This is a genomic window from Burkholderia sp. AU16482, assembly GCF_002223285.1.
Taxonomy (GTDB): Bacteria; Pseudomonadota; Gammaproteobacteria; order Burkholderiales; family Burkholderiaceae; genus Burkholderia; species Burkholderia semiarida.
In genome coordinates this window covers 427,360-450,912 of sequence record NZ_NKEY01000003.1, presented here as the reverse complement: position 1 = coordinate 450,912, position 23,553 = coordinate 427,360, and the positions used below count along the sequence as shown (strand labels likewise).

Genomic DNA, 23,553 nt, shown 5'->3' with positions numbered 1-23,553 from the left:
CATGCGCGCATCACGCGCCGGGCCATTCATCTGACGAACGCGCCAACCCACGGACAGATTCGCCCCTACCTGCATGTTTCAATCGGCGCGCCTGGGCGCTTCGATACGCGCGTGGTGCATGCTCCGGCGTTTGGAGCGTCACGCCTAGCGCGGGGGTTTGGCAAGCGCGCACGCCGGTCGTATAACAGGCAGATCCGGGCGACGATCCGGGGGCCGCCGCGCGCGTCGCGGACCACGAGGATTCGAAGATCTTGCATGCGGCCGCCTGCGGGCCGGCCGACTGGAGGGAGACAATGGCAACGACCGACGGATCGGCTTCGAGCTGGTCGGATGGCAAGCGTTACCTGTGGCTGCTCGGCGCGCTGACGATCACGCTGCCGATCCTCGCCGCGCAGCTCGCGCTGTCGACGGGCTTCCATGTGTTCTGGTGGTTCGGTCCGCTGTTCGCGTTCGGCGTGATCCCGATTCTCGACACGCTCATCGGCGACGATCGCGACAATCCGCCCGAAGCCGTCGTGCCGCATCTCGAACGCGAGCGCTATTACCGGTACATCGTCTATCTCGCGACTTTCGTCGAATACGTGGCGTTCTTCATGTGCGTGTGGATCGTCGGCACGCACGCGCTCGCTTGGTACGACTATGTCGGCTTCGCGCTGTCGCTCGGCGCCGCGACGGGCATCTCGATCAATACCGCGCACGAGCTCGGGCACAAGACCGACCGCTTCGAACGCTGGCTCGCGAAGATCACGCTCGCACCGGTCGCGTACGGCCACTTCTACGTCGAGCACAACCGCGGCCATCACGTGCGCGTCGCGACCGCCGAGGACCCGGCGAGCGCGTGCTATGGCGAATCGTTCTGGGCGTTCCTGCCGCGCACGGTGACGGGCAGCATCCGCTCGGCATGGCGACTCGAAAAAACCCGCCTCGAGCGCCTCGGGCGTTCGCCGTGGACGTGGCGCAACGAAGTGCTGCACGCGTGGGCGATGACCGCGATCGTATGGGGCATCGCGATCGCGATGGCCGGCAAGATCGTGATCCCGTTCCTCGTGATCCAGGCCGTCTACGGCGCTTCGCTGCTCGAAGTGGTGAACTACGTCGAGCACTACGGGCTCGGCCGCCGCAAGCTGCCGAGCGGCCGCTACGAACGCTGCACGCCGCAGCATTCGTGGAACAGCAATCACGTCGTCACGAACCTGTTCCTGTACCAGTTGCAGCGACACGCCGACCATCACGCGAATCCGACGCGCTCGTACCAGGCGCTGCGCCACTTCGACGATGCGCCGCAATTGCCGGCCGGCTACGCGACGATGATCCTGCTCGCGTACGTGCCGCCGCTCTGGTATCGCGTGATGAACCCGCGTGTCGTCGCGCACTATCGCGGCGACATGGCGCAATCGAACATCAAGCCGTCGATCCGAGACAAGGTGCTGGCGCAGTATCCGGCTGCGGCGTGACGGTTCGGCGAGGACGGTGTGGAAACCGGCGGGCACCGCTTGAAACGGTTCGGGCGCCGGCGTCCGGTTTCGCACGCGCGGTGCCGAAGCGAGCCCGTCACACCGTTTCCGGCAGCAGGAACATGACCCCGTGACGACGGGAGGCAGCAATGCAACAACCGTCAGGACTTCCGACAGTCGGTGCGGCACGAAGCGGTGGTAGTAGTCGTCATGCAGCGAGCCTGCATTGAAGATGCGGCACGATCGCGCTGCTATCGGCATCCGCACGATCCGATGCGCCGGTAGCCCGCCCGCTGTCACTGCATCGGCAATCGGCAATCGGCACATTGCACCGGCGACCCAAAACGAAAAACCCCTTGATCCTTCCGGATCAAGGGGCTTCGTATTTTGGCGGAGAGGGTGGGATTCGAACCCACGGTACGGGGAAACCGTACGCCTGATTTCGAGTCAGGTACATTCGACCACTCTGCCACCTCTCCTTCCTTACTGCATCTCGCGGCTGGTCGTTTCCGCGAGAAAAAGATTATAAGACGATCGCTTCGCGCCTGACAAGCCCCTTCGGCAAATTTTTTTGCGAGGGCTTCGGCAGGCCCGCGTTAGGACACCTGCGCCGGCGCGTCGATACGCTCCATGCCGCCCATGTACGGACGCAGCACTTCCGGCACCGTGACCGAGCCGTCCGCGTTCTGGTAGTTCTCCAGCACCGCGACGAGCGTCCGGCCGACCGCCAGACCCGAACCGTTCAGCGTGTGCACGAGTTCGGGCTTGCCCTGTGCGTTGCGGAACCGCGCCTGCATCCGGCGCGCCTGGAACGCCTCGGTGTTCGAGCAGCTCGAGATTTCGCGGTAGGTGTTCTGCGCGGGCAGCCACACCTCGAGGTCGAACGTCTTCGCGGCCGAGAAGCCCATGTCGCCCGTGCACAGCGTGATCACGCGGTACGGCAGGCCGAGCTTCTGCAGGATCGCTTCCGCGTGGCCGACCATCTCGTCGAGCGCCGCATACGACGTTTCGGGCGCGACGACCTGCACCATCTCGACCTTGTCGAACTGGTGCTGACGGATCATCCCGCGCGTGTCGCGGCCGTACGACCCGGCTTCCGAGCGGAAGCACGGGGAATGCGCGGTGAGCTTGATCGGCAGCGCGGATGCGTCGACGATCGATTCGCGCACGGTGTTCGTCAGCGAAATCTCGGACGTGGAGATCAGGTATTGCGTGACCTTGTTCTCCTCGCCGCCCTTCTCGACGCGGAACATGTCGTCCGCGAACTTCGGCAGTTGGCCCGTGCCGTACAGGATCTCCGGGTTCACGATGTACGGCGTGTACGTTTCGGTATAGCCGTGCTGCTGCGTGTGCGTGTCGATCATGAACTGCGCGAGTGCGCGATGCAGGCGCGCGATCGGGCCGCGCAGCATCGTGAAGCGCGCGCCGGCGAGCTTCGCGCCCGTCTCGAAATCGAGGCCGAGCGGCGTGCCGACGTCGACGTGATCCTTCACCGCGAAGTCGAACTGGCGCGGCGTGCCCCAGCGGCGCACCTCGACGTTGTCGGCTTCGTCCTTGCCGACCGGCACGCTTTCGTGCGCGACGTTCGGCATGCCCAGCATCAGCTCGGACAGGCGCGCCTGGATGTCGCCGAGCCTGGCTTCCGACGCCTTCATTTCGTCGCCGATCCCGCCGACCTCGGCCATCACGGCCGACGTGTCCTCGCCCTTCCCCTTCATCGCGCCGATCTGCTTCGACAAGCTGTTGCGGCGCGCCTGGAGCTCTTCGGTGTGGGTCTGGATCGCACGGCGTTCCGCTTCGAGTGCGGAGAACGCGGCGACGTCGAGGGTGTAGCCGCGATCGGCGAGGCGCTTGGCGACGCCGTCGAGGTCTTTGCGCAGCAACTGGATGTCGAGCATGGGAGGACTTGGAAAATCGTTGTGTAAGACGGGAATTCTAACGCACCCCGCGGCCGCCACGGCGTTGGCCGGACGGACAATGCCGCAAACGGCCGGCCATGGCAGTATCGCATTGCCGGGCCGCCGCATCGGCGGACGGCGAATTGCCGCGCGCGTCGTCATGACGGATCGCAACATGTCCGCCCCGGCGGGCGGCAACCGTATCAGGCGGAGCGCCGGCTCCGCGTCACAGCACGCGAAGGAATCCGATGACCATCGAACTCGACAAGGACGTGCGCGACCGCGCGATCACGTCGCTGCAACGTTATTTCACGGAAAACATGGACGAGCCGATCGGCAACATCCAGGCCGGCGCGCTGCTCCATTTCTTCATTCAGGAGATCGCACCGGCGATCTACAACCTCGCGATCGCCGACGCGCAGGAACGCCTGCATGCGCGGGTCGCCGAACTCGATATCGAATGCCACGAAGAGCCGTTCGAATACTGGAAGAAACAGCAGCCGGGCCGCAAGCGCTGATGCGTCCACGGCTGCGCGGATCGAACCGGCCCGCGCGGCGCCATCAGTCCGATCAGTCCTTCTTGCCCGCCTCGCGATCGAGCTCGCGCAGCCACGCGAGCTTCTCGGCGATCTTCGATTCGAGCCCGCGCGGCACCGGCTGGTACCAGCGCGGCTCGCGCATTCCGTCCGGCAGATACGTCTCGCCGGCCGCGTACGCGTTCGGCTCGTCGTGCGCGTAACGATAGGCGTGGCCGTAGCCGAGTTCCTTCATCAGCTTGGTCGGCGCGTTGCGCAGATGCACGGGCACCTCGCGCGACTTGTCCTGCTTCACGAACGCCATCGCCTGGTTGAACGCGTTGTACCCGGCGTTGCTCTTCGCCGCGCACGCGAGATAGATGACGGCCTGCCCGAGCGCGAGCTCGCCTTCCGGCGAGCCGAGCCGCTCGTAGGTTTCGGCCGCGTCGTTCGCCACCTGCAACGCGCGCGGATCGGCCAGACCGATGTCTTCCCACGCCATCCGGACGATGCGCCGCGCGAGATACTTCGGATCCGCGCCGCCGTCGATCATCCGGCAGAACCAATACAGCGCGCCGTCCGGGCTCGAGCCGCGCACCGACTTGTGCAGCGCCGAAATCTGGTCGTAGAAGTTGTCGCCGCCCTTGTCGAAGCGGCGCGCATTCAGCGTCATCGCGCTGCCGACGAAATCGGCATCGATCGTCGCGACGCCGGCCGACGTCGCCGCCGTCTGCGCCTGTTCGAGCAGGTTCAGGAAGCGGCGCGCGTCGCCGTCCGCATAGCCGATCAGCGTATCGACCGCCTTGTCGTCGAACGCGAGGCCGTCGAGCGCGATTTCCTGCGCACGCTTGAGCAACTGGCGCATCTCGTCGTCGTTCAGCGATTTCAGCACGTACACCTGCGCCCGCGACAGCAACGCCGAATTGACCTCGAAACTCGGGTTTTCGGTCGTCGCGCCGATGAAGGTCACGAGGCCCGATTCGACGAACGGCAGCAGCGCATCCTGCTGCCCCTTGTTGAAACGGTGGATCTCGTCGACGAACAGGATCGTGTGGCGGCCGGTGCGGTTCAGCGTGTCCTTCGCCTGCTCCATCGACTCGCGGATGTCCTTCACGCCGCCGAGCACCGCGGACAGCGCGATGAATTCGCAGTCGAACGCGAGCGCGGTGAGCCGCGCGAGCGTCGTCTTGCCGACGCCGGGCGGCCCCCACAGGATCATCGAATGCGGCTTGCCGGATTCGAACGCGAGCCGCAGCGGCTTGCCTTCGCCCAGCAAATGCGTCTGGCCGATCACCTCGGCGAGCGTTTTCGGCCGCAGCGCCTCGGCGAGCGGGCGGCGCGGCTCGACTTGAAACAGGTCGGACATGAACCCTCGCTCCACATCAAACGGTAGCGGCCGAACCGGCCGCCGGACCCGACATTATGACAGCCGAGCGAGCGCGCCGCCGGGGCTGGTACACGCATCTGGTGCCCGCGCCGGTACTCGCGTCTGTTGCACGCGCCCCCAAACAACACGGGCCTGCCGTTGACGGCAGGCCCGTGTCGGGAAAACGGCGCAACGAACGTCAGCCGTTGATCACGTCCGCACCCTTCGGCACCACGAACTTGAACGTATCGCCCTTCAGCGACGGGTTCGTCTGGATGTTCGTGAAGGTCAAGAGCGTGACGTTGCCGAACACGTCGTGCAACTCCATCGCGGCGAGCGTGCCGTTGCGGAAGCCGATGCCGATCCGCTGGAACTGCGTGTCCTGCGCCTTCGGCAGCATCTCGAGCCACTCGATGCCGCCCTTCTCGCCCGCATCGCGCAGCGTGTAGCTCTTGTCGAGATCGTTGCTGCCGAACAGGATCGCGGCCGGGCTCGCGCCCAGCGCGCCGTTCAGCTTGCGCTCGGTGACCTGGTTCAGGTCGCGGTCGTACACGTAGAGCTTGTCGCCGTCGGCCTGCAGCACCTGCTGGTACGGCTTCTGATACGTCCAGATGAACTTGCCCGGCCGCGCGAACACGAACGTGCCGCTCGAATTGTCGGTGGGCTTCGGCGCGGCCTGCGCGGCGCTCGCGCCCTTGGCGGGCGCCTTGACGATCTGCTGCGTGAAATCGCCCTTCGCCGAACGCACCTGCGACACGAAGGCCTTCAGTTGCTCGGTGCCGCCCGCGAACGCGTGCGTCGCCGCGAGCATCAGCGATGCGCCGGCGAGCGCCGCGCCGAGCCAGCGCCGCGTCGAACGAAGGGAAGGGACGAACGAAAGTTGCTGCATATTGCGGTTTTCTCCCTGGGTGGCCGGCGCTGCGGGCGCCACGGACTCATTCCGCGTCGCGCGCCGGCACAAGAATTTCGCGGTTGCCGCTCGACGACATCGCCGACACGAGCCCCGATTGCTCCATCTGCTCGAGCAGCCGCGCCGCGCGGTTGTAGCCGATCCGCAGATGACGCTGCACGAGCGAGATCGACGCGCGGCGGTTCTTGATGACGATCTCGACCGCCTGGTCGTACAGCGGATCAGACTCGCCGCCGCCTTCGCCGGTTCCCGCACCGGCCGAGCCCTCGTCGCCGTCGGCGGTGCCGCCCTCGAGCAGGCCCTCGACGTAATTCGGCTCGCCCTGCTCCTTGAGCTTCTCGACGACGCGATGCACTTCGTCGTCGGCGACGAACGCGCCGTGCACGCGCACCGGCAACCCGCTGCCCGGCGGCAGATAGAGCATGTCGCCCATCCCGAGCAGCGATTCGGCGCCCATCTGGTCGAGGATCGTGCGCGAGTCGATCTTCGACGACACCTGGAACGCGATCCGCGTCGGCACGTTCGCCTTGATCAGGCCCGTGATCACGTCGACCGACGGGCGCTGCGTCGCGAGGATCAGGTGGATGCCGGCCGCACGCGCCTTCTGCGCGATCCGCGCGATCAGTTCCTCGACCTTCTTGCCGACGACCATCATCAGGTCGGCCAGCTCGTCGATCACGACGACGATGTTCGGCAGGCGGCCGAGCGGCTCGGGATCGTCCGGCGTCAGGCTGAACGGGTTCGGAATCTTCTCCTCGCGCTTGGCCGCGTCGTCGATCTTGTTGTTGTAGCCCGCGAGGTTGCGCACGCCGAGCTTGCTCATCAGCTTGTAGCGGCGCTCCATCTCCGCGACCGTCCAGTTCAGCGCATGGCCGGCCTGGCGCATGTCGGTGACGACCGGGCACAGCAGGTGCGGAATGCCTTCGTAGACGCTCATTTCGAGCATCTTCGGATCGATCAGGATCAGGCGCACCTGCTCGGCGGTGGCCTTGTACAACAGCGACAGGATCATCGCGTTGATCCCGACCGACTTGCCCGAGCCGGTCGTGCCGGCCACGAGCAAGTGCGGCATCTTCGCGAGATCCGCGCACACCGGCTTGCCGCCGATGTCCTTGCCGAGGCTCAGCGTCAGCGCCGACGGCGCGGCCGCATACACCTCGGAGCCGATGATCTCGGACAGATGCACCGTCTGGCGGCGCTGGTTCGGCAGCTCGAGCGCCATGTAGTTCTTGCCGGGAATCGTCTCGACCACGCGGATCGACACGAGCGACAGCGAACGCGCGAGATCCTTCGCGAGGTTGACGATCTGGCTGCCCTTCACGCCGGTGGCCGGCTCGATTTCGTAGCGCGTGACGACCGGGCCCGGATACGCGGCGACGACGCTCGCCTCGACGCCGAAGTCCTTCAGCTTCTTCTCGATCAGGCGCGACGTGAATTCGAGCGTATCGGCGGAAATCGCTTCCTGCGTCTTCGGCGCCGGGTCGAGCAGCGACACCGGCGGCAGCGTCGAATCGCCGGGCAGGTCGGTAAAGAGCGGCACCTGGCGCTCGCGCTCGACGCGCTCGGACTTCGCCGGCGTGACGACCGGCGGCACGATCGTCACCGGCTCGTGATCCTCGATGCGCACGCGCTCCTCTTCGACCTTGCCTTCGCGGCGCACCGCCGCGGCCTCGCCGAGCTTGCGGTCGCGCTCGGCCTCGCGGCGCAGCTTCGCGACGTTGACGGCGGACAGGATCGCGCCGCCGACGCGCTCGGCGACCGACAGCCATGAGAAGCGGAAATACAGCGACAGGCCGATCGCGAGCGCGATCAGCAGCAGCAGCGTGCCGCCCGTGAAGCCGAACGCATGCGACATCGCGCCCGCGACGGCCTCGCCGACGACGCCGCCCGGCGCGCGCGGCAACTGCACCTTCAGCGACCACATGCGCAACGCCTCGATGCCGTCGCAGGCGAGCACGACCAGCACGAACGCAAAGATTTCGGTGAGCCAGCCGATCGGCCGCTCCGGTTCGTCGGGAATCGCCTCGTGACGCGTGATGCGGCGGTAGTTGACGGCGATGCGCCGCCCGAGCGGCACGATCAGCCAGTAGGCCGACAGGCCGAACAGCAGCAGGATGATGTCGGCCGTCCACGCGCCGACGCGGCCGGCCCAGTTCGAGATGTGATCGACCTGGGCGGCATGCGTCCAGCTCGGATCGCGCCGGCTGTAGCTCAGCAGGGCCATCACCAGAAAGGCGCAGAGCGCGACCTGGAGAATCCAGCGGATCTCCGTGAGGAGCTTCGACATCCGGTGCGGCAACGCCTGTGCCTGGGCGGAATAAGGAGCTTTTGCCATGAATCCGTATAAAGAGGACGGGCCGTGCGCCCGCCTGTCGTTCGATCGCGCTTATTGTAAACGCTGCATCGCGCCGCCAAGTGTAAATGACGGTTACATGACGGAAACGGGGCGCCCAACCGGCGCGGCCGGCGGCTGCCAGCCGGCCGGATGCCCGCCCCTGCGACAACGCGCCGCCACATGGCAAACCGCCGCCCGCCCCGCCGCCCCGGTACGGACGACAGGCCGCCAAACGCTATCGCCACGATTGAAACTCTCGTTCGGCAGCGCAGCAACGGGGCCTTTATAATGCGCGTCTGATACCCATCTATGACGGCATCCCGGTCAACCCGGATCGTACGGCGAGCCCTACCCCGCCCGCCGCGGCCGCCTTTTACGGATTCGCATATGTCCACGCCCAAACACGCCAAAGTCCTGATTCTCGGTTCCGGCCCCGCCGGCTACACGGCCGCCGTCTACGCAGCACGCGCCAATCTGTCCCCGGTGCTGATCACCGGCATCGCGCAGGGCGGCCAGCTGATGACCACGACCGATGTCGAAAACTGGCCGGCGGACGCGAAGGGCGTGCAAGGCCCGGAACTGATGGCGCGCTTCCAGGAGCACGCGGAGCGCTTCAACACCGAAATCGTCTTCGACCACATCCACACCGCGAAGCTGCACGAAAAGCCGATCCGCCTGATCGGCGACTCGGGCGAATACACGTGCGACTCGCTGATCATCGCGACCGGCGCATCCGCGCAGTATCTCGGCCTGCCGTCCGAGGAAGCGTTCATGGGCAAGGGCGTGTCCGCCTGCGCGACCTGCGACGGCTTCTTCTACCGCAACCAGGAAGTCGCGGTGATCGGCGGCGGCAATACGGCCGTCGAGGAAGCGCTGTACCTGACCGGCATCGCGAAGAAGGTCACCGTGATCCACCGCCGCGACAAGTTCCGCGCGGAGCCGATCCTGATCGACCGCCTGCTGGAGAAGCAGAAGGAAGGCGTCGTCGACATCAAGTGGGATCACGTGCTCGACGAAGTGACCGGCGAGGAGTCGGGCGTCACGGGCCTGCGCATCAAGAACGTGAAGACCGGCGCGACGGAAGACCTGCACGTGCAGGGCGTGTTCGTCGCGATCGGCCACAAGCCGAACACCGACCTGTTCCAGGGCCAGCTCGAAATGAAGGACGGCTACATCCTGACGAAGAGCGGCCTGCAAGGCAACGCGACGTCGACGAGCGTGCCGGGCGTGTTCGCGGCAGGCGACGTGCAGGACAACGTGTATCGCCAGGCGATCACCAGCGCGGGCACGGGCTGCATGGCCGCGCTCGACGCGCAGCGCTACCTCGAGAGCCTGCACGACAAGAAGTAAGCCGGGAGCCTCGCCGCGGCGGGCGCTACAATGGCGTCCGCTGCCGCGAAGCGGGCTCGACCGGAAAGCCGCTGCCGCCGCGCAGCGGCTTTTTTTCTGCCCGCGCGCCCGAACGCGCCTGCCCCGTTACCGAATCATGGCGAAGAACCAGCCCCACCCGAGCGATCCCGCGAAGCGGAAGATCGCCGCCCGCCCCGTGACCCCGGCGCCCGAGGCGCCGCCGCCCGCCCTCGACGCGGCCGCGTTGCGCGGCCAGGGCCTCGCGGGCCTCGGCGCGTTGCGCAAGTCGCTGCAAGGCGAAGCCGATCGTCGCGAACGCGCGCGCATCGAAACCGAGAAGGCCGAGCGCAAGGCGGAAGCCGACGCGAATCTGTTCCGCAACGAGATCGGCGCGATCCGGCCGCTGAACGCGCCGCCGCGCGCGTCGTCGGGCCGCACGCCGCCCGACCCGGTGCCGAAGCAGACGCAGCGCGACGAGCAAGCCGTGCTGAACGCGACGCTGTCCGACGAGTTCGATCCCGAGACGCTGCTCGACAGCGACGACTCGCTGTATTACCACCGCCCCGGCATCAGCCGCGACGTCGTGCGCAGGCTGAGGAGCGGTGCGTGGATCGTGCAGGCACAGATCGATCTGCACGGCATGCGGCGCGACGAGGCGCGCGACGCGCTCGCCGAATTCATCCGCGAAGCCGGCAAGAAAGGGCTGCGCTGCCTGCGCGTGATCCACGGCAAGGGGCTCGGCTCGATCGGCAAGGAACCCGTGCTGAAGGGCAAGGTGCGCGCCTGGCTCGTGCAGAAGGAGGAAGTGATCGCATTCTGCGAGGCGCGCGGCCACGACGGCGGCGCGGGCGCGGTGCTCGTGCTGCTGCAGCCGCATGCGACGCCGGCCGACCGGGGGCCGCGTGCCGCATCCTAGGCTGACGCTCGCGATCGCGGTACTGGAGGCGATCGCCACGCTCGCATTCGCGATTTCGGGGTTCATCGAGGCACGCAAGAACCGCCTCGACTCGGTCGGCACGTTCGTCGTCGCGCTCGCGACCGCCTTCGGCGGCGGCACGCTGCGCGACATCCTGCTCGAGCGCCGGCCGTTTTACTGGGTCGTGCACGACGACTACGTGATCGCGATCTTCGTGCTCGCGCTGTTCGCGCCGTTCGTACTGCGGATGCTGTCGCGGCTGTCGGCCGAACGGCTGCTGCTGATCGCCGACGCGATCGGGCTCGGCATCTTCAGCATCTCGGGCACGTCGATCGCGCTCGACGCCGAAATGCCGCGCTTCATCGCGGTGATGATGGGCGTGATTACCGGCGTGGTTGGCGGCATCATCCGCGATGTGCTGTGCAACGACATCCCGCTGATCCTGCGCGATTCGCGGCCGTACGCGACCTGCGCGTTCGTCGGCTGCTGGTTCTACCTGCTGCTCGTGTGGCTGCAGTTCGACTCGGTGTACAGCGTGCTGCTCGCGACCGGCTTCATCCTCGCCGCGCGGCTCGCGACGTTCAAGTTCGACGTGCGGTTGCCGCATTGACGCGGCACCGGCATGCACAGACGAAAGGGGCCGTTTCGAAACGGCCCCTTCTTCATTCAGCGCATCCAGTGCCTCACGCGATCCGTTCTTCCGACGCCGGATCGAACAGCACGGCCTTCGACACGTCGAACAGCAGCGACTGCGTCTGCCCCGGCTGCGGGTTCGCGGCCGGATGCACGCGGCTCACGATCCGCTTGCCGTTCACCTGCGCGAACACGTGCGTGTCCGGCCCGGTCGGCTCGGTCACGTCGACGCGCACGTCGATCGGCTGCAGCTTCGACGCCTCGCCGTGATGTGCGTTGCGCGCGTCGGTGATGCGCTCCGGGCGCAACCCGAGAATCACCTCGCGGCCCACGTGCGACTTCAGCTTCGCCGCGTCGAACGGCAGGTTCAGCGCGCTGCGCGCGAGGCCCGTGTCGATCTCGAGCGCGATCCCGCTGCCCTGCTCGACCAGGCGGCCGTTGATGAAGTTCATCGGCGGCGCGCCGATGAAGCCCGCGACGAACAGGTTCGACGGCGAATCGTAGATATCCTGCGGCGCGCCGAACTGCTGGACCACGCCGTCCTTCATCACCGCGATCCGGTCGCCGAGCGTCATCGCCTCGATCTGGTCGTGCGTCACGTAGACGATCGTCGTGCCGAGGCGCTGGTGCAGCAGCTTGATTTCCGCGCGCATCTCGATGCGCAGCTTCGCGTCGAGGTTCGACAGCGGTTCGTCGAACAGGAACAGCGACGGATCGCGTGCAAGCGCGCGGCCCATCGCGACGCGCTGGCGCTGGCCGCCCGACAGCTGGCCCGGCTTGCGGTCGAGCAGGTGCTGGATCTGCAGCATCGCCGACACGCGATCGACGATCTGCTGCTGCTCGCTCTTCGGCACCTTGCGGATGTTCAGCCCGAACGAGATGTTCTCGCGCACCGTCATCGACGGATACAGCGCGTACGACTGGAACACCATCGCGATGTCGCGATCCTTCGGCGACAGGTCGTTGACGACCTTGCCGTCGATGCAGATCTCGCCGCTCGTGACCGTCTCGAGCCCGGCGATCATGTTGAGCAGCGTCGATTTCCCGCAGCCCGAGCCGCCGACCAGGATCAGGAACTGTCCGTCCTCGATCTCGATGTCGACACCCTTCAGGACCGGCACCCCGTTCGGGTAGGTCTTGTACACGTCACGGATGGAAAGGCTTGCCATGCTGTGAATCCTCTGTCTCGTCTCGCGCGGCGCACGCCGGCGCCGCGTCGGGTTCGTTTCGATGCGCCGCGCGGGGTGCGCGGCCGGTTCGTCGTATCGGAAAAGCCGCGCTTACCCCTTCACCGCGCCTGCCGTCAGCCCGCGCACGAAGTAGCGGCCGGCGACGATGTAGACGAGCAGCGTCGGCAGCGCCGCGATGATCGCGCCGGCCATGTCGACGTTGTATTCCTTCACGCCCGTCGACGTGTTGACGAGGTTGTTCAGCGCGACCGTGATCGGCATCGAATCGACGCCGGAGAACACGATCCCGAACAGGAAGTCGTTCCAGATCTGCGTGAATTGCCAGATCAGGCACACCATGAAGATCGGCAGCGACACCGGCAGCAGGATCTTCGTGAAGATCGTGAAGAAGCCGGCGCCGTCGATGCGCGCAGCCTTCACGAGTTCGGCCGGCACGCTCACGTAGAAGTTGCGGAAGAACATCGTCGTGAACGCGATCCCGTACACGACGTGCACGAACACGAGGCCCGGAATCGTGTTCGCGAGGCCGAGCATTCCCTGCAGGCGCGCCATCGGCAGCAGGATCACCTGGAACGGAATGAAGCAGCCGACCAGCATCATCGTGAACAGCGCGTCCGCACCGCGAAAGCGCCAGTGGGTGAGCACGTAGCCGTTGAACGCGCCGATCAGCGACGAGATCAGCACGGCCGGGATCACCATCTGCAGCGAGTTCAGGAAGAACGGCTTCATCCCGTCGCAGCGCACGCCGGTGCAGGCGCCGCTCCATGCCTTCACCCACGGGTCGACGGTCCACGTGGTGGGCGGCGTCAGCAGGTTGCCGGTGCGCAACTGGTCGAGGTCCTTGAACGACGTCGACAGCATCACGTAGATCGGAAACAGGAAATACAGCGCGAACAGGATCAGTGCCGCATAGATCACTGCCCGGCTGATCGTCATCTTAGGCTGCATTGCGGGTGCTCCTCGATTCCATATACATCAGCGGCACCAGCACCGCGACCACGGTCGCGAGCATCATCACCGAGGACGCCGCGCCGAGCCCGAGCTGGCCGCGGTTGAACGAAAACGTGTACATGAACATGGCCGGCAGCGACGACGACGTGCCCGGGCCGCCCGCCGTCAGCGCGACGACGAGGTCGAAGGTCTTGATCGTGATGTGGCAGAGGATCAGCAGCACCGAGAAGAACACCGGGCGCATGCTCGGGATCACGATCTTGCGGTAGATGGTCGGCAGCGTCGCGCCGTCGACCTGCGCGGCCTTGAAGATCTCGCCGTCGACGCCGCGCAGCCCCGCGAGGAACAGCGCCATCACGAAGCCGGTCGACTGCCACACGGCCGCGATCACCACGCAGAAGATCGCCTTGTCCGGATCGTCGAGCCAGCCGAACGAGAAGCTCGTCCAGCCCCAGTCGTGCATCACCTTCTCGAGGCCGAGGCCGGGGTTCAGGATCCACTGCCACGCGGTGCCCGTGACGATGAACGACAGCGCCATCGGGTACAGGAAGATCGCGCGCAGCGCGCCTTCGTTGCGGATCCGCTGGTCGAGCAGGATCGCGAGGAACAGCCCGAGCGCGACGCAGATCGCGATGAACGGGATCCCGAACCAGCCAAGGTTCGCGGCGGAGGTCCACCACACGTCGTTCTGGAACAGGTCCGTGTAACGGCCGAAACCGTCGAATTCGTAGTTGGGCAACAGCCGCGAGTTGGTCAGCGACAGATAGCCGGTAATCAGGATGAAGCCGTAGATGAACACGACGGCGATCGCGACGCTCGGCGCGAGCACGAGCTTCGGGATCCAGCGATCGGCGAAGGCCGACATCGGCGACGTACGCCGTGCGGCGGCAGCGCCGGATCCGTTTCCGCTAAGAGGGGCAGCCACTTGATTCGACTCCTGGAACGAGGGCGACGCAGGCCTGGCCGGCGCCGGGTACGGCACGGGCTCGCGGGCGAGCCCGTTTGCTGCACATGCAAAAACGCCCGGCCGATGAAGCGTGTCCGGCCGGGCGCCTGGCGCGCGTTACTTGACCTTCGCGGCCTTCGCGAGCGCGGCGACCGCGCTCTTCGAATCCTGCTGCGAGTTCATGAACTTCGTCACGACGTCCGTGATCGCGCCGGCGGTCGCGTCGCCTTGCGCCATGCCGTGCGCGAGCGACGGCACGAAACCGCCCGACTTGATCGCGGTCTGCTCGTCGGCATACGACTTCTTCGCGCAGTCGTCGAACTTGTCCATCTTCACGCCGAGACGCACCGGCACCGAGCCCTTCAGCAGGCTGAACTGCTCCTGGAAGTCCGGCGTCATGATCGTCTTCGCGAGCGCGAGCTGGCCCGGCGTCGCGTTCTTCTCGCCCTTCTGCTGGAAGAACACGAACGAATCGACGTTGAACGTGTACGCGTTCGCCGTGCCCGGCACCGGTGCGCAGATGTAGTCCTTGCCCGACTTCTTGCCCGCGTTCTCGAACTCGCCCTTCGCCCAGTCGCCCATGAACTGCATGCCGGCCTTGCCGTTGATGACCATCGCGGTCGCGAGGTTCCAGTCGCGGCCGTTACGGCCGGTATCGAAGTAGCCCTGGATCTTGCGCACCGTGTCGAATACCGACACCATCTGCGGCGACGTCAGCGTCGCCTGGTCGAGGTCGACCAGCGCCTTCTTGTAGAACGCCGGGCCCTGCGACAGCACGACGTCCTCCCACAGCGTCAGGTCCTGCCACGGCTGGCCGCCCATCGCGATCGGCTGGATGCCCGCGGCCTTCAGCTTGTCGGCCACCGCGAAGAATTCAGGCCAGGTGGTCGGCACCTTCGCGCCGACCTTGTCGAGCGCAGCCTTGTTGATGTACAGCCAGTTGACGCGGTGCACCGAGAACGGCGCGGCGACGGTATGGCCCTTGTACTTGATGATCTTGTCGATTTCCGGCGGCAGGTTCTGCTTCCAGTCGCCGGCGGCCGAATCGATGTTGACGAGCACGCCCTGGTCGGCCCAGTCCTGGATCAGCGGGCCCTTGATCTGCGCGGCCGACGGAGAATCACCGCTGATCACCTTGGTCTTCAGCGCGGTCATCGCCGCGGCGCCGGCGCCGCCCGCGACCGCGAAGTCCTTCCACACGTAGCCCTGCTTCTGCAGGTCGTCCTTCAGCACGCCGACGGCCTTCGACTCGCCGCCCGAGGTCCACCAGTGCAGCACGGTTACGTTCTCGGCTGCCTGCGCCGCCACGGCGCCAGCCATCAGGCCTGCGGCGCAGAGCGCGCCCATGATCGAGCGAACTTTCATTACTTATCTCCTCCAGACTGAATCAACTCGTGAGGTTCCCTGACCAGGAACCGGCTTCTTGATAACGACGGGGAAATCGAGCCGCGGGACGCATGCAGCGTACGGGGCCGATGACCGGCCGGGCTCTTACAGAAAGCGTGAATCGAGATTCAACGGCGTGTCTCCTCTTTGTGTTTCTGGCCCGCCGCGATGATGCGACGCGAGCCCGGGGCCGACGGCGCGCCGACGATGCGCACCGCCAATGTCCGATAACATTCGGCACAAGGCGCTCCCGAAGGCGAAGCTCGCGCAGTTCATCGACCGCACTTCTTTTTTTCTTCACCCAGGTGCTACCCCTTGCGGCGGATTGTAGTTAAACTACAATTCAGTGTCAAAAATATTTTTATCGCACTACGGATCGCTTCCGGGCACCCCAACACGGCGGAGACACATGCATACCGATTCCAGCTTTACCTTCGTACTTTTCGGCGGCACCGGCGATTTGTCGATGCGCAAGATCCTGCCCGCGCTGTTCGAAGCGCACCGCGCGAACATGCTGGCGGCGAGCGGCCGGATCGTCGCCGTGGCGCGACACGAATCGGATCGGGCAGCCTATCTCGAATGGGTCGACACGCACGTGAAGCCGCATGCGGCGAAGGCGGCCGGCAACGCGTTCGACGACGCCGCGTGGAAGTCCTTCCTCGATCGCATCGACTACGTGCACCTCGATCTCGGCCGCGCGGAAGACTACGGCGTGCTGCGCGACGCGGTGGCGTCGCTGCCCGGCATCCGCGTGTTCTATCTCGCGACGGGCCCGTCGCTGTTCGTGCCGATCTGCAAGGCGCTCGCGTCGGTCGGCCTGAACGAAGACTCGCGCATCGTGCTCGAGAAGCCGCTCGGCTACGACCTGAAATCGTCGAACGCGATCAACGACGCGGTCGGCGAGATCTTCGCGGAAGGCCAGATCTACCGGATCGACCACTACCTCGGCAAGGAGCCGGTACAGAACCTGCTCGCGCTGCGCTTCGGCAATGCGCTGTTCGAGCCGCTGTGGCGCCGCGAATGGGTCGAGAGCATCCAGATCACGATCGCCGAGGAGCTCGGCGTCGAAGCGCGCGGCGACTTCTACGACAATACGGGCGCGCTGCGCGACATGGTGCAGAACCACTTGCTGCAGTTGCTGTCGATCGTCGCGATGGAGCCGCCGCACTCGATGGATTCCGACTCGGTGCGCGACGAGAAGCTGCGCGTGCTGCGCGCGCTGAAGCCGATCGATCCGCGCGACATCGGCAAGGTTGCCGTGCGCGGCCAGTATCATGCGGGCGTGATCAAGGGCGCGCAGGTGCCGGCCTACGCGACCGAGCCGGGCGTGAAGCCCGACAGCCAGACCGAGACCTTCGTCGCGCTGAAGGTCGAGATCGAGAACTGGCGCTGGGCCGGCGTGCCGTTCTTCCTGCGCACCGGCAAGCGGCTGGCCGACCGCGTCGCGGAGATCGTCGTCAACTTCCGCCCGGTGCCGCATTCGGCGCTCGGGCCGACCGCGCTGCGCCCCGGTTCGAACCGCCTCGTGATCCGGCTGCAGCCGAACGAGACGATCCGCCTGTACTGTCTCGCGAAGCAGCCGGGCGAAGGGATGAACCTCGCGAGCGTGCACCTCGACCTCGCGTTCGACCAGTTCTTCAAGGAAGGGCAGATGGAGGCGTACCAGCGCCTGCTGCTCGACGTGATCAACGGCCGGCTCGCGCTGTTCGTGCGTCGCGACGAACAGGAAGCGGCATGGCAATGGGTCGAGCCGATCCTGAACGAATGGGCGCGCACGCTGAAGCCGCCGAAGCCGTACGCGGCGGGCACGTGGGGGCCGGCCGCGTCGAGCGCGATGCTCGCGCAGCACGACACCTGCTGGCTCGAAGAAGAAAACTGATGCAAACCGTTGCCGCGTACGCCACCGTACGCGGCAACGTGCCCCACGATTCGTACGATTTGAACAGACAAAGCAGTCCGGAGGAGATGTGATCGAGATCCACGCTTTCGACACCCAGGAAGCGCAAAGCGAAGCGCTCGCGCGCGCCGTCGGCGATGCGCTGCGCGCGGCGCTCGCCGGCCCCGCGCGCCCGTTGCTCGCGGTGTCCGGCGGCACCAGCCCGCGCCCGTTCCTGCACACGCTGTCGCACGCGGCGCTCGACTGGGCCGGCGTCGACGTCACGCTGGTCGACGACCGCTGGGTGCCGGACGATGACGCGGCCAGCAACGCGCAACTCGTGCGCGACACGCTGCTGCAGCACGCGGCGGCCCCTGCCCGCTTCCTGCCGCTCGTCGACACGCGCAGCACGCTCGACGCGCACGTCGCCGCGCTGAACGCAAACGCCGACTACCGCGTGCCGAGCGTCGCGGTGCTCGGCATGGGCGAGGACGGCCACACCGCGTCGATCTTCGCCGACGCACCCGAATGGGACCACGCGATCACGACGCCGGAACGCTTCGTCGCCGTGCATCCGGGCGCGGCGCCGCATGCACGCGTGAGCTATTCGCTCGATGCGCTCAAGCGCGTCGACCGGCTGTTCCTGCTGATCGCGGGCGAGCGCAAACGCGACGTGCTCGACGCCGCGGCCGCGTCGCTGCAGAAGAACGCGATTTCCCAACTGGCCAACGACAAGGGGACCCAGCTCGATGTCTACTGGTGTGCAAAGTAAGGCGGTCGTCGCGGGTCAGCATGCCGACGGCCCGCGCCTGCTCGCAGACGTCGGCGGCACCAACGCGCGCTTCGCGCTGGAAACCGGCCCCGGCGAGATCACGCAGATCCGCGTGTATCCCGGCGCCGACTATCCGACGATCACCGATGCGATCCGCAAATACCTGAAGGACGTGAAGATCAGCCGCGTGAACCACGCGGCGATCGCGATCGCGAACCCGGTCGACGGCGACCAGGTCACGATGACGAACCACGACTGGAGCTTCTCGATCGAGGCGACGCGCCGCGCGCTCGGCTTCGACACGCTGCTGGTCGTCAACGATTTCACCGCGCTCGCGATGGCGCTGCCGGGCCTGACCGATGCGCAACGCGTGCAGGTGGGCGGCGGCACGCGGCGCCAGAACAGCGTGATCGGCCTGCTCGGGCCCGGCACCGGGCTCGGCGTGTCGGGGCTGATCCCGGCGGACGACCGCTGGATCGCGCTCGGCAGCGAGGGCGGCCACGCGTCGTTCGCGCCGCAGGACGAGCGCGAGGATCTGGTGCTGCAGTACGCGCGCAAGAAGTTTCCGCACGTGTCGTTCGAGCGCGTGTGCGCGGGCCCCGGCATGGAGATCATCTATCGCGCGCTCGCCGCGCGCGACAAGAAGCGCGTCGCGGCATCCGTCGACACGGTCGAGATCGTCGAGCGCGCGCATGCGGGCGATGCGCTCGCGCTCGAGACGGTCGAATGCTTCTGCGGGATTCTCGGCGCGTTCGCGGGCAGCGTCGCGCTCACGCTCGGCGCGCTCGGCGGCGTGTACATCGGCGGCGGCGTCGCGCTGAAGCTGGGCGAACTGTTCACGCGCTCGTCGTTCCGCGCGCGCTTCGAGGCGAAGGGCCGCTTCACGCACTACCTCGAGAACATCCCGACGTACCTGATCACCGCCGAATATCCGGCGTTCCTCGGTGTGTCGGCGATTCTCGCGGAACAGTTGTCGAACCGTTCCGGCGGGGCGTCGTCGGCGGTGTTCGAGCGAATCCGCCAGATGCGCGACGCGCTGACGCCGGCCGAGCGCCGCGTGGCCGATCTCGCGCTGAACCATCCGCGCTCGATCATCAACGACCCGATCGTCGACATCGCGCGCAAGGCCGACGTGAGCCAGCCGACCGTGATCCGCTTCTGCCGCTCGCTCGGCTGCCAGGGGCTGTCGGATTTCAAGCTGAAGCTCGCGACCGGCCTCACCGGCACGATCCCGATGAGCCACAGCCAGGTGCACCTCGGCGATACGGCCACCGACTTCGGCGCGAAGGTGCTCGACAACACGGTGTCCGCGATCCTGCAACTGCGCGAGCACCTGAATTTCGAGCACGTCGAGAACGCGATCGAGATCCTGAACGGCGCGCGGCGCATCGAGTTCTACGGGCTCGGCAACTCGAACATCGTCGCGCAGGACGCGCACTACAAGTTCTTCCGCTTCGGGATTCCGACGATCGCGTACGGCGACCTGTACATGCAGGCCGCATCGGCCGCGCTGCTCGGCAAGGGCGACGTGATCGTCGCGGTGTCGAAGTCGGGACGCGCGCCCGAGCTGCTGCGCGTGCTCGACGTCGCGATGCAGGCCGGCGCGAAGGTGATCGCGATCACGTCGAGCAACACGCCGCTCGCGAAGCGCGCGACCGTCGCGCTCGAGACCGACCACATCGAGATGCGCGAGTCGCAACTGTCGATGATCTCGCGAATTCTGCATCTGCTGATGATCGACATCCTCGCGGTGGGCGTCGCGATCCGTCGCGCATCGACCAACGGCGAGCTGCCGGAGGCGGTCGCGCAGGCGCGGGCACGCGCCACCGACGACGAAACGGCCGACGTGCTCGACTGGTTGAGTCATGGGGCTTCGCCGGCGGCGAAGGACGTCGCGCGGGATTGAGGCAGCGGTAAAAAAGACGTCACGGGTGAACGACACCCCGAACGCTGGATTCAGGCCCGGCGTTCGGGGTGTTTTGCATTGGGGAGCCGCTTGGCGTTGGTGTGCCGCTGTGGGCGAATCGACGAATTAACACTGTGCAACAAGGCCACGTCTTTGCAATTTGAGCTGCATCGCCAATGGTGACAAGGCTGCCGTGCCCGTAACGTCGGTACGCGAATTACTGAAGGAGAGCGCTTTGATCGAAAATCGAAGTATGGTCGGAAGCATCTTTTGCACCGTGCACGATTCTCAACGCAAGTCACGGGTCCGAACGTATCTCGATTAACCATCAACACCGCGATGTCCGACCCCAACGCCCCCGCATCCGGCAGCATCCCTTATTCGATAGGCATGGCGAGCGCCATCCGCATCCCAATACCCGGCACGCAGGGCCTGTGCATAGAATTGCGGCCGCGAGGCGCCATGCCCAAGCGAGGCTCGACCTCCACGCTTTTTTTCCAGGACGTATCGGGGCGCAAGCATCTCCGTCTGGATTACGGATACAACGTCCAGACGAAGACGGTCGATTATCATTGGAATCAACGAGGCACGTACGAAACGTTCGGTATCAGCGACCATACGCCAATCAAGCAATTAGGAGCGGTCGCGTATCGTTCGACCAAATATTTTCGCCATGCTGGACGTGTGCTTGCGATTTTCGGCGTTGCGCTTGACATCGCATCCGTTGTCGTAGCGAGTCGACCCATTCGTCGTGCATCCGAGGTCACTGCTGGATGGGCGCTCGCGTGGATCGGCTGCAAGACTGTAGGACCTGTGGGCGCGTCGATCGGCTCCCTGGGAACACCGCTTGGCACGGCAATCGGCGGTTTGGCTGGCTGCGTGATTGGCGGATACGCCGGATATCAGGCGGGCGCCACACTAGGCGGCACCATTTATGACTGGGGTGATGCTGTCTTCACGCCATTACCTCACGCAAAAACGCAATGAGCGCCCCCACGATTCTCGTCTGCGAGACGCCAACCCTTTCGCAGTGGCAACTCGGTCCATTGCCGCCGCCAGCCGCCGACGTCATCCTGATTGGCTGGCACGTCGAACCGCGCGCCGTCGACGCCGGTGTACCGCCCGGCGTCGCTGACGTACTCGCCCGCGCACTCACTTCCGTCGCGACCCTGACCTTTCCTGTCGTACCGCCCGCTAAACAAGCGATCGCACTGTCATCGAGCGACGATACGTCGCAGCCGTTGCATATTGCCGGCCTCGCGGCCCATGCACGCGCCGCGGTACATCGCGGGACTGCACGCACCGTGCTCGTTTCGACACATGCCGTCGACACAGCGAAGCTCCTGTTCGACGCACCCGGCTATGCGTGGGACAGTCAGGCACAAGTCGTGCTGATCTCGGAGCATCACGCGCCCGCCCCGATCGTTTCACGAGACACCCTGCAGGCGCTTGCCGGCGACAACTGGATACGGCACGCCGCAACCGAACAAAAAACACCGCGCGCGCATCACCTGGTCGGTGTCATGCGCCCCGGGGTCGATGGTGATATCGCCGGTATTCTGTCGCTCACTTCCGCGTTCACGCGCTCGCTGACCCGCGCTTTGCAAACCACCGCGCATCGCGCGGGCTTCGCATGGCAGTCGCTATCTGAACAAGCATTCACGAATGCGCTGTAGTCGCTCTTCGCTGCTTTCGCACATTCGGACCAGGACATCGCAAGAATCGCGTTCGCGCGCGACCGTCACGCTCGAAACCGATCACATCGGGATGCGCGAGTCGCAGTTGTCGATGATCTCGCGGGTCCTGCATCTGCTGATGATCGACATCCTCGCGGTCGGCGCCGCGATCCGTCGCGCGTCGACCAACGGCGAGTTGCCGGAGGCCGTCGCGCAGGCGCGCGCGGGCAAGCGACGACGAGACGGCCGACGTGCTCGACTGGCTGGGCCACGGCGCGTCGCCGGCGGCGAAGGATGTCGCGCGGGATTGACGCAGCGGTAAAAAAGACGTCACGGGTGAACGACACCCCGAACGCTGGATTCAGGCCCGGCGTTCGGGGTGTTTTGCATTTGGGGGCCGCTTGGCGTTGGCGTGCCGCAGTGGACGAGTTGACGAATTAACACTGTGCAACAAGGCCACGTCTTTGCAATTCGAGCTGCATCGCCAATGGTGACAAGGGATACAGCGCCATGGCGATATTGCGCCAATTGGCCAGAGAGACTGAAGGGCTCGAAATTCGGATATCCTCGAAGCCACATGGAATGATTCCTTTACCGCAACTGGCTCAAACACGACAATCTCCAAACAAAAAATATGTCACTTAATTTTGAAATAATTTCTGCAACAAAAGAAATAAATCGATCAACCAACAGCAATTTCACACCCAATACATCGCAACTGTCACTCGAACTCAACAGATTCCCCACCAACACGAGCGGGATTATTGCAGCCCCTTCCAAAAACAAGCTCGGCTATGAATTACTATATTCCTCAACACCCCTCGACCCGGGAAAGTCAACTGAATCCGTCGGAGCAGATCTATGGAAATGCGCGAAAGAGTATTACGGTCTAACCGGAACAACGCTGCTAGTCGCAGCGGGAGGAATCCCAATCAAAAAATCAATACTTGGACACCCAGTAATAGGAAATTCAAGTAAGTACACGAATATCGTCAGCGACATTGGAGTTAGATTTTTCCCGAGGTTATTATTGCCGCACGGCCCGATTGCAAATTTCGCCAAGAAAGCGTTCGGCACGGTTCGTGTATTTGGAGTACTTGGACGAGCCTCCGGAGCGGGTGCCATTGCCATGGCTGTGATTGATGCAGCCCTCATAGGAAAGTGCGCGTATGATGCAAGACATGGAAACCAAATCTCAAACACGCCCCTCGAAACAAGAAATAATTGAAACGGTGATTGAAATTTTCGTCAGGGAAGTTGCATTCATTGACCGAAGCGAAGTGTCAAAAAACACGAACGTCCTTGACGATTTTAAGATATATCACGACGACATCTCCTTATTCTTGTTAGCAGTGTTTCGACACTTCAACATGCCAACAATAAACAACCCAGACTGCCCACCTACAATAGAAGGAATTTCGAATTTTATATTCGACTACCTTTCTTCCGATAAAAATCGCGAAGAGCCGCCCG

General features: G+C 65.2%; 19 protein-coding genes, 1 tRNA gene and 1 pseudogene. 12 read left to right on the top strand and 9 right to left on the bottom strand.

The annotated features are described in order from the left end of the window. Positions 1–293 precede the first annotated feature (293 nt). The gene (locus CFB35_RS04535) at positions 294–1,454 is read left to right on the top strand and encodes an alkane 1-monooxygenase (RefSeq protein WP_089464609.1); all 1,161 of its coding nucleotides are present in this window, start codon (positions 294–296) and stop codon (positions 1,452–1,454) included. A gap of 388 nt (positions 1,455–1,842) precedes the next feature. On the opposite strand, the gene CFB35_RS04530 is transcribed toward CFB35_RS04535, so the two are convergent. Both CFB35_RS04530 and serS read right to left on the bottom strand, forming a co-directional pair. After that, a tRNA-Ser gene (locus tag CFB35_RS04530) sits at positions 1,843–1,933 on the bottom strand. A 117-nt stretch (positions 1,934–2,050) separates the two neighbouring features. Then, a complete protein-coding gene (serS, locus tag CFB35_RS04525) occupies positions 2,051–3,352 on the bottom strand; it encodes a serine--tRNA ligase (RefSeq protein ID WP_089464608.1) in 1,302 nt (433 codons plus the stop codon). A gap of 248 nt (positions 3,353–3,600) precedes the next feature. Here serS and CFB35_RS04520 point away from each other — a divergent pair, with 248 nt between their 5' ends. Continuing rightward, entirely contained in the window at positions 3,601–3,870 is a 270-nt protein-coding gene (locus CFB35_RS04520) for a DUF2164 domain-containing protein (protein ID WP_059574118.1), read from the top strand. A 52-nt stretch (positions 3,871–3,922) separates the two neighbouring features. Here the strand turns inward: CFB35_RS04520 and CFB35_RS04515 are convergent, their stop codons facing one another. The 3 genes from CFB35_RS04515 to CFB35_RS04505 form a co-directional block, all read right to left on the bottom strand. Then, complete coding sequence (locus CFB35_RS04515; RefSeq protein ID WP_059574119.1) at positions 3,923–5,233, bottom strand: replication-associated recombination protein A; 1,311 nt, start codon at positions 5,231–5,233, stop codon at positions 3,923–3,925. Between the two features lie 199 nt (positions 5,234–5,432). Next, entirely contained in the window at positions 5,433–6,122 is a 690-nt protein-coding gene (lolA, locus tag CFB35_RS04510; RefSeq protein WP_059574120.1) for an outer membrane lipoprotein chaperone LolA, read from the bottom strand. Positions 6,123–6,168: 46 nt separating this feature from the next. Further along, positions 6,169–8,478: a DNA translocase FtsK gene (locus CFB35_RS04505; protein ID WP_059574121.1), complete on the bottom strand. Its 2,310-nt coding sequence runs from the start codon at positions 8,476–8,478 to the stop codon at positions 6,169–6,171. Positions 8,479–8,865: 387 nt separating this feature from the next. On the opposite strand from CFB35_RS04505, the gene trxB reads away from it, so the two are divergent. The 3 genes from trxB (at position 8,866) to CFB35_RS04490 (ending at position 11,354) form a co-directional block, all read left to right on the top strand. Continuing rightward, positions 8,866–9,828, top strand: coding sequence for a thioredoxin-disulfide reductase (gene trxB / locus CFB35_RS04500; RefSeq protein ID WP_059574122.1), 963 nt, complete (start codon positions 8,866–8,868; stop codon positions 9,826–9,828). A gap of 136 nt (positions 9,829–9,964) precedes the next feature. After that, entirely contained in the window at positions 9,965–10,744 is a 780-nt protein-coding gene (locus tag CFB35_RS04495) for a Smr/MutS family protein (RefSeq protein WP_059574123.1), read from the top strand. Next, positions 10,704–11,354, top strand: a complete 651-nt coding sequence (locus CFB35_RS04490; protein WP_089464607.1) for a trimeric intracellular cation channel family protein — start codon at positions 10,704–10,706, stop codon at positions 11,352–11,354. The genes CFB35_RS04495 and CFB35_RS04490 overlap by 41 nt, the downstream gene beginning before the upstream one ends. A gap of 73 nt (positions 11,355–11,427) precedes the next feature. On the opposite strand, the gene CFB35_RS04485 is transcribed toward CFB35_RS04490, so the two are convergent. The 4 genes from CFB35_RS04485 to CFB35_RS04470 form a co-directional block, all read right to left on the bottom strand. Further along, positions 11,428–12,546: an ABC transporter ATP-binding protein gene (locus CFB35_RS04485; RefSeq protein WP_089464606.1), complete on the bottom strand. Its 1,119-nt coding sequence runs from the start codon at positions 12,544–12,546 to the stop codon at positions 11,428–11,430. 111 nt (positions 12,547–12,657) lie between these two features. Continuing rightward, positions 12,658–13,515: a carbohydrate ABC transporter permease gene (locus CFB35_RS04480; RefSeq protein ID WP_011544828.1), complete on the bottom strand. Its 858-nt coding sequence runs from the start codon at positions 13,513–13,515 to the stop codon at positions 12,658–12,660. Then, positions 13,505–14,443, bottom strand: a complete 939-nt coding sequence (locus CFB35_RS04475; RefSeq protein ID WP_059499909.1) for a carbohydrate ABC transporter permease — start codon at positions 14,441–14,443, stop codon at positions 13,505–13,507. The genes CFB35_RS04480 and CFB35_RS04475 overlap by 11 nt, the downstream gene beginning before the upstream one ends. A gap of 138 nt (positions 14,444–14,581) precedes the next feature. Further along, entirely contained in the window at positions 14,582–15,829 is a 1,248-nt protein-coding gene (locus CFB35_RS04470) for an ABC transporter substrate-binding protein (protein WP_059574129.1), read from the bottom strand. Positions 15,830–16,259: 430 nt separating this feature from the next. Here CFB35_RS04470 and zwf point away from each other — a divergent pair, with 430 nt between their 5' ends. From zwf to CFB35_RS34150, 7 genes and pseudogenes are all read left to right on the top strand, one after another. Next, entirely contained in the window at positions 16,260–17,729 is a 1,470-nt protein-coding gene (gene zwf / locus CFB35_RS04465) for a glucose-6-phosphate dehydrogenase (protein WP_059638885.1), read from the top strand. A gap of 88 nt (positions 17,730–17,817) precedes the next feature. After that, complete coding sequence (gene pgl / locus CFB35_RS04460) at positions 17,818–18,498, top strand: 6-phosphogluconolactonase (RefSeq protein WP_059638884.1); 681 nt, start codon at positions 17,818–17,820, stop codon at positions 18,496–18,498. Further along, positions 18,476–20,404, top strand: a complete 1,929-nt coding sequence (locus tag CFB35_RS04455) for a bifunctional transcriptional regulator/glucokinase (protein WP_060313024.1) — start codon at positions 18,476–18,478, stop codon at positions 20,402–20,404. Before pgl ends, CFB35_RS04455 begins: the two co-directional genes overlap by 23 nt. A gap of 339 nt (positions 20,405–20,743) precedes the next feature. Then, entirely contained in the window at positions 20,744–21,391 is a 648-nt protein-coding gene (locus CFB35_RS04450; protein WP_089464605.1) for a hypothetical protein, read from the top strand. Beyond that, complete coding sequence (locus CFB35_RS04445) at positions 21,388–22,080, top strand: hypothetical protein (protein WP_124657646.1); 693 nt, start codon at positions 21,388–21,390, stop codon at positions 22,078–22,080. The genes CFB35_RS04450 and CFB35_RS04445 overlap by 4 nt, the downstream gene beginning before the upstream one ends. A gap of 52 nt (positions 22,081–22,132) precedes the next feature. Next, positions 22,133–22,391 (top strand): annotated as a pseudogene (locus CFB35_RS04440) (bifunctional transcriptional regulator/glucokinase); the annotation flags it as partial. A gap of 323 nt (positions 22,392–22,714) precedes the next feature. Then, a complete protein-coding gene (locus CFB35_RS34150; protein ID WP_143328698.1) occupies positions 22,715–23,308 on the top strand; it encodes a hypothetical protein in 594 nt (197 codons plus the stop codon). The last annotated feature ends 245 nt before the right edge of the window (positions 23,309–23,553 follow it).

Excerpts from the sequence above, each read along its gene's own strand:
- CFB35_RS04470 (WP_059574129.1), bottom strand. The coding sequence starts at position 15,829 with ATGAAAGTTCGCTCGATCATGGGCGCGCTCTGCGCCGCAGGCCTGATG.
- CFB35_RS04535 (WP_089464609.1), top strand. The coding sequence starts at position 294 with ATGGCAACGACCGACGGATCGGCTTCGAGCTGGTCGGATGGCAAGCGT.
- CFB35_RS04450 (WP_089464605.1), top strand. The coding sequence starts at position 20,744 with ATGTCCGACCCCAACGCCCCCGCATCCGGCAGCATCCCTTATTCGATA.
- trxB (WP_059574122.1), top strand. The coding sequence starts at position 8,866 with ATGTCCACGCCCAAACACGCCAAAGTCCTGATTCTCGGTTCCGGCCCC.
- CFB35_RS04490 (WP_089464607.1), top strand. The coding sequence starts at position 10,704 with ATGCGACGCCGGCCGACCGGGGGCCGCGTGCCGCATCCTAGGCTGACG.
- CFB35_RS04445 (WP_124657646.1), top strand. The coding sequence starts at position 21,388 with ATGAGCGCCCCCACGATTCTCGTCTGCGAGACGCCAACCCTTTCGCAG.
- CFB35_RS04485 (WP_089464606.1), bottom strand. The coding sequence starts at position 12,546 with ATGGCAAGCCTTTCCATCCGTGACGTGTACAAGACCTACCCGAACGGG.
- CFB35_RS04505 (WP_059574121.1), bottom strand. The coding sequence starts at position 8,478 with ATGGCAAAAGCTCCTTATTCCGCCCAGGCACAGGCGTTGCCGCACCGG.
- CFB35_RS04455 (WP_060313024.1), top strand. The coding sequence starts at position 18,476 with ATGTCTACTGGTGTGCAAAGTAAGGCGGTCGTCGCGGGTCAGCATGCC.
- CFB35_RS04495 (WP_059574123.1), top strand. The coding sequence starts at position 9,965 with ATGGCGAAGAACCAGCCCCACCCGAGCGATCCCGCGAAGCGGAAGATC.
- zwf (WP_059638885.1), top strand. The coding sequence starts at position 16,260 with ATGCATACCGATTCCAGCTTTACCTTCGTACTTTTCGGCGGCACCGGC.
- lolA (WP_059574120.1), bottom strand. The coding sequence starts at position 6,122 with ATGCAGCAACTTTCGTTCGTCCCTTCCCTTCGTTCGACGCGGCGCTGG.
- CFB35_RS04515 (WP_059574119.1), bottom strand. The coding sequence starts at position 5,233 with ATGTCCGACCTGTTTCAAGTCGAGCCGCGCCGCCCGCTCGCCGAGGCG.
- CFB35_RS04520 (WP_059574118.1), top strand. The coding sequence starts at position 3,601 with ATGACCATCGAACTCGACAAGGACGTGCGCGACCGCGCGATCACGTCG.
- CFB35_RS04480 (WP_011544828.1), bottom strand. The coding sequence starts at position 13,515 with ATGCAGCCTAAGATGACGATCAGCCGGGCAGTGATCTATGCGGCACTG.
- serS (WP_089464608.1), bottom strand. The coding sequence starts at position 3,352 with ATGCTCGACATCCAGTTGCTGCGCAAAGACCTCGACGGCGTCGCCAAG.
- CFB35_RS34150 (WP_143328698.1), top strand. The coding sequence starts at position 22,715 with ATGTCACTTAATTTTGAAATAATTTCTGCAACAAAAGAAATAAATCGA.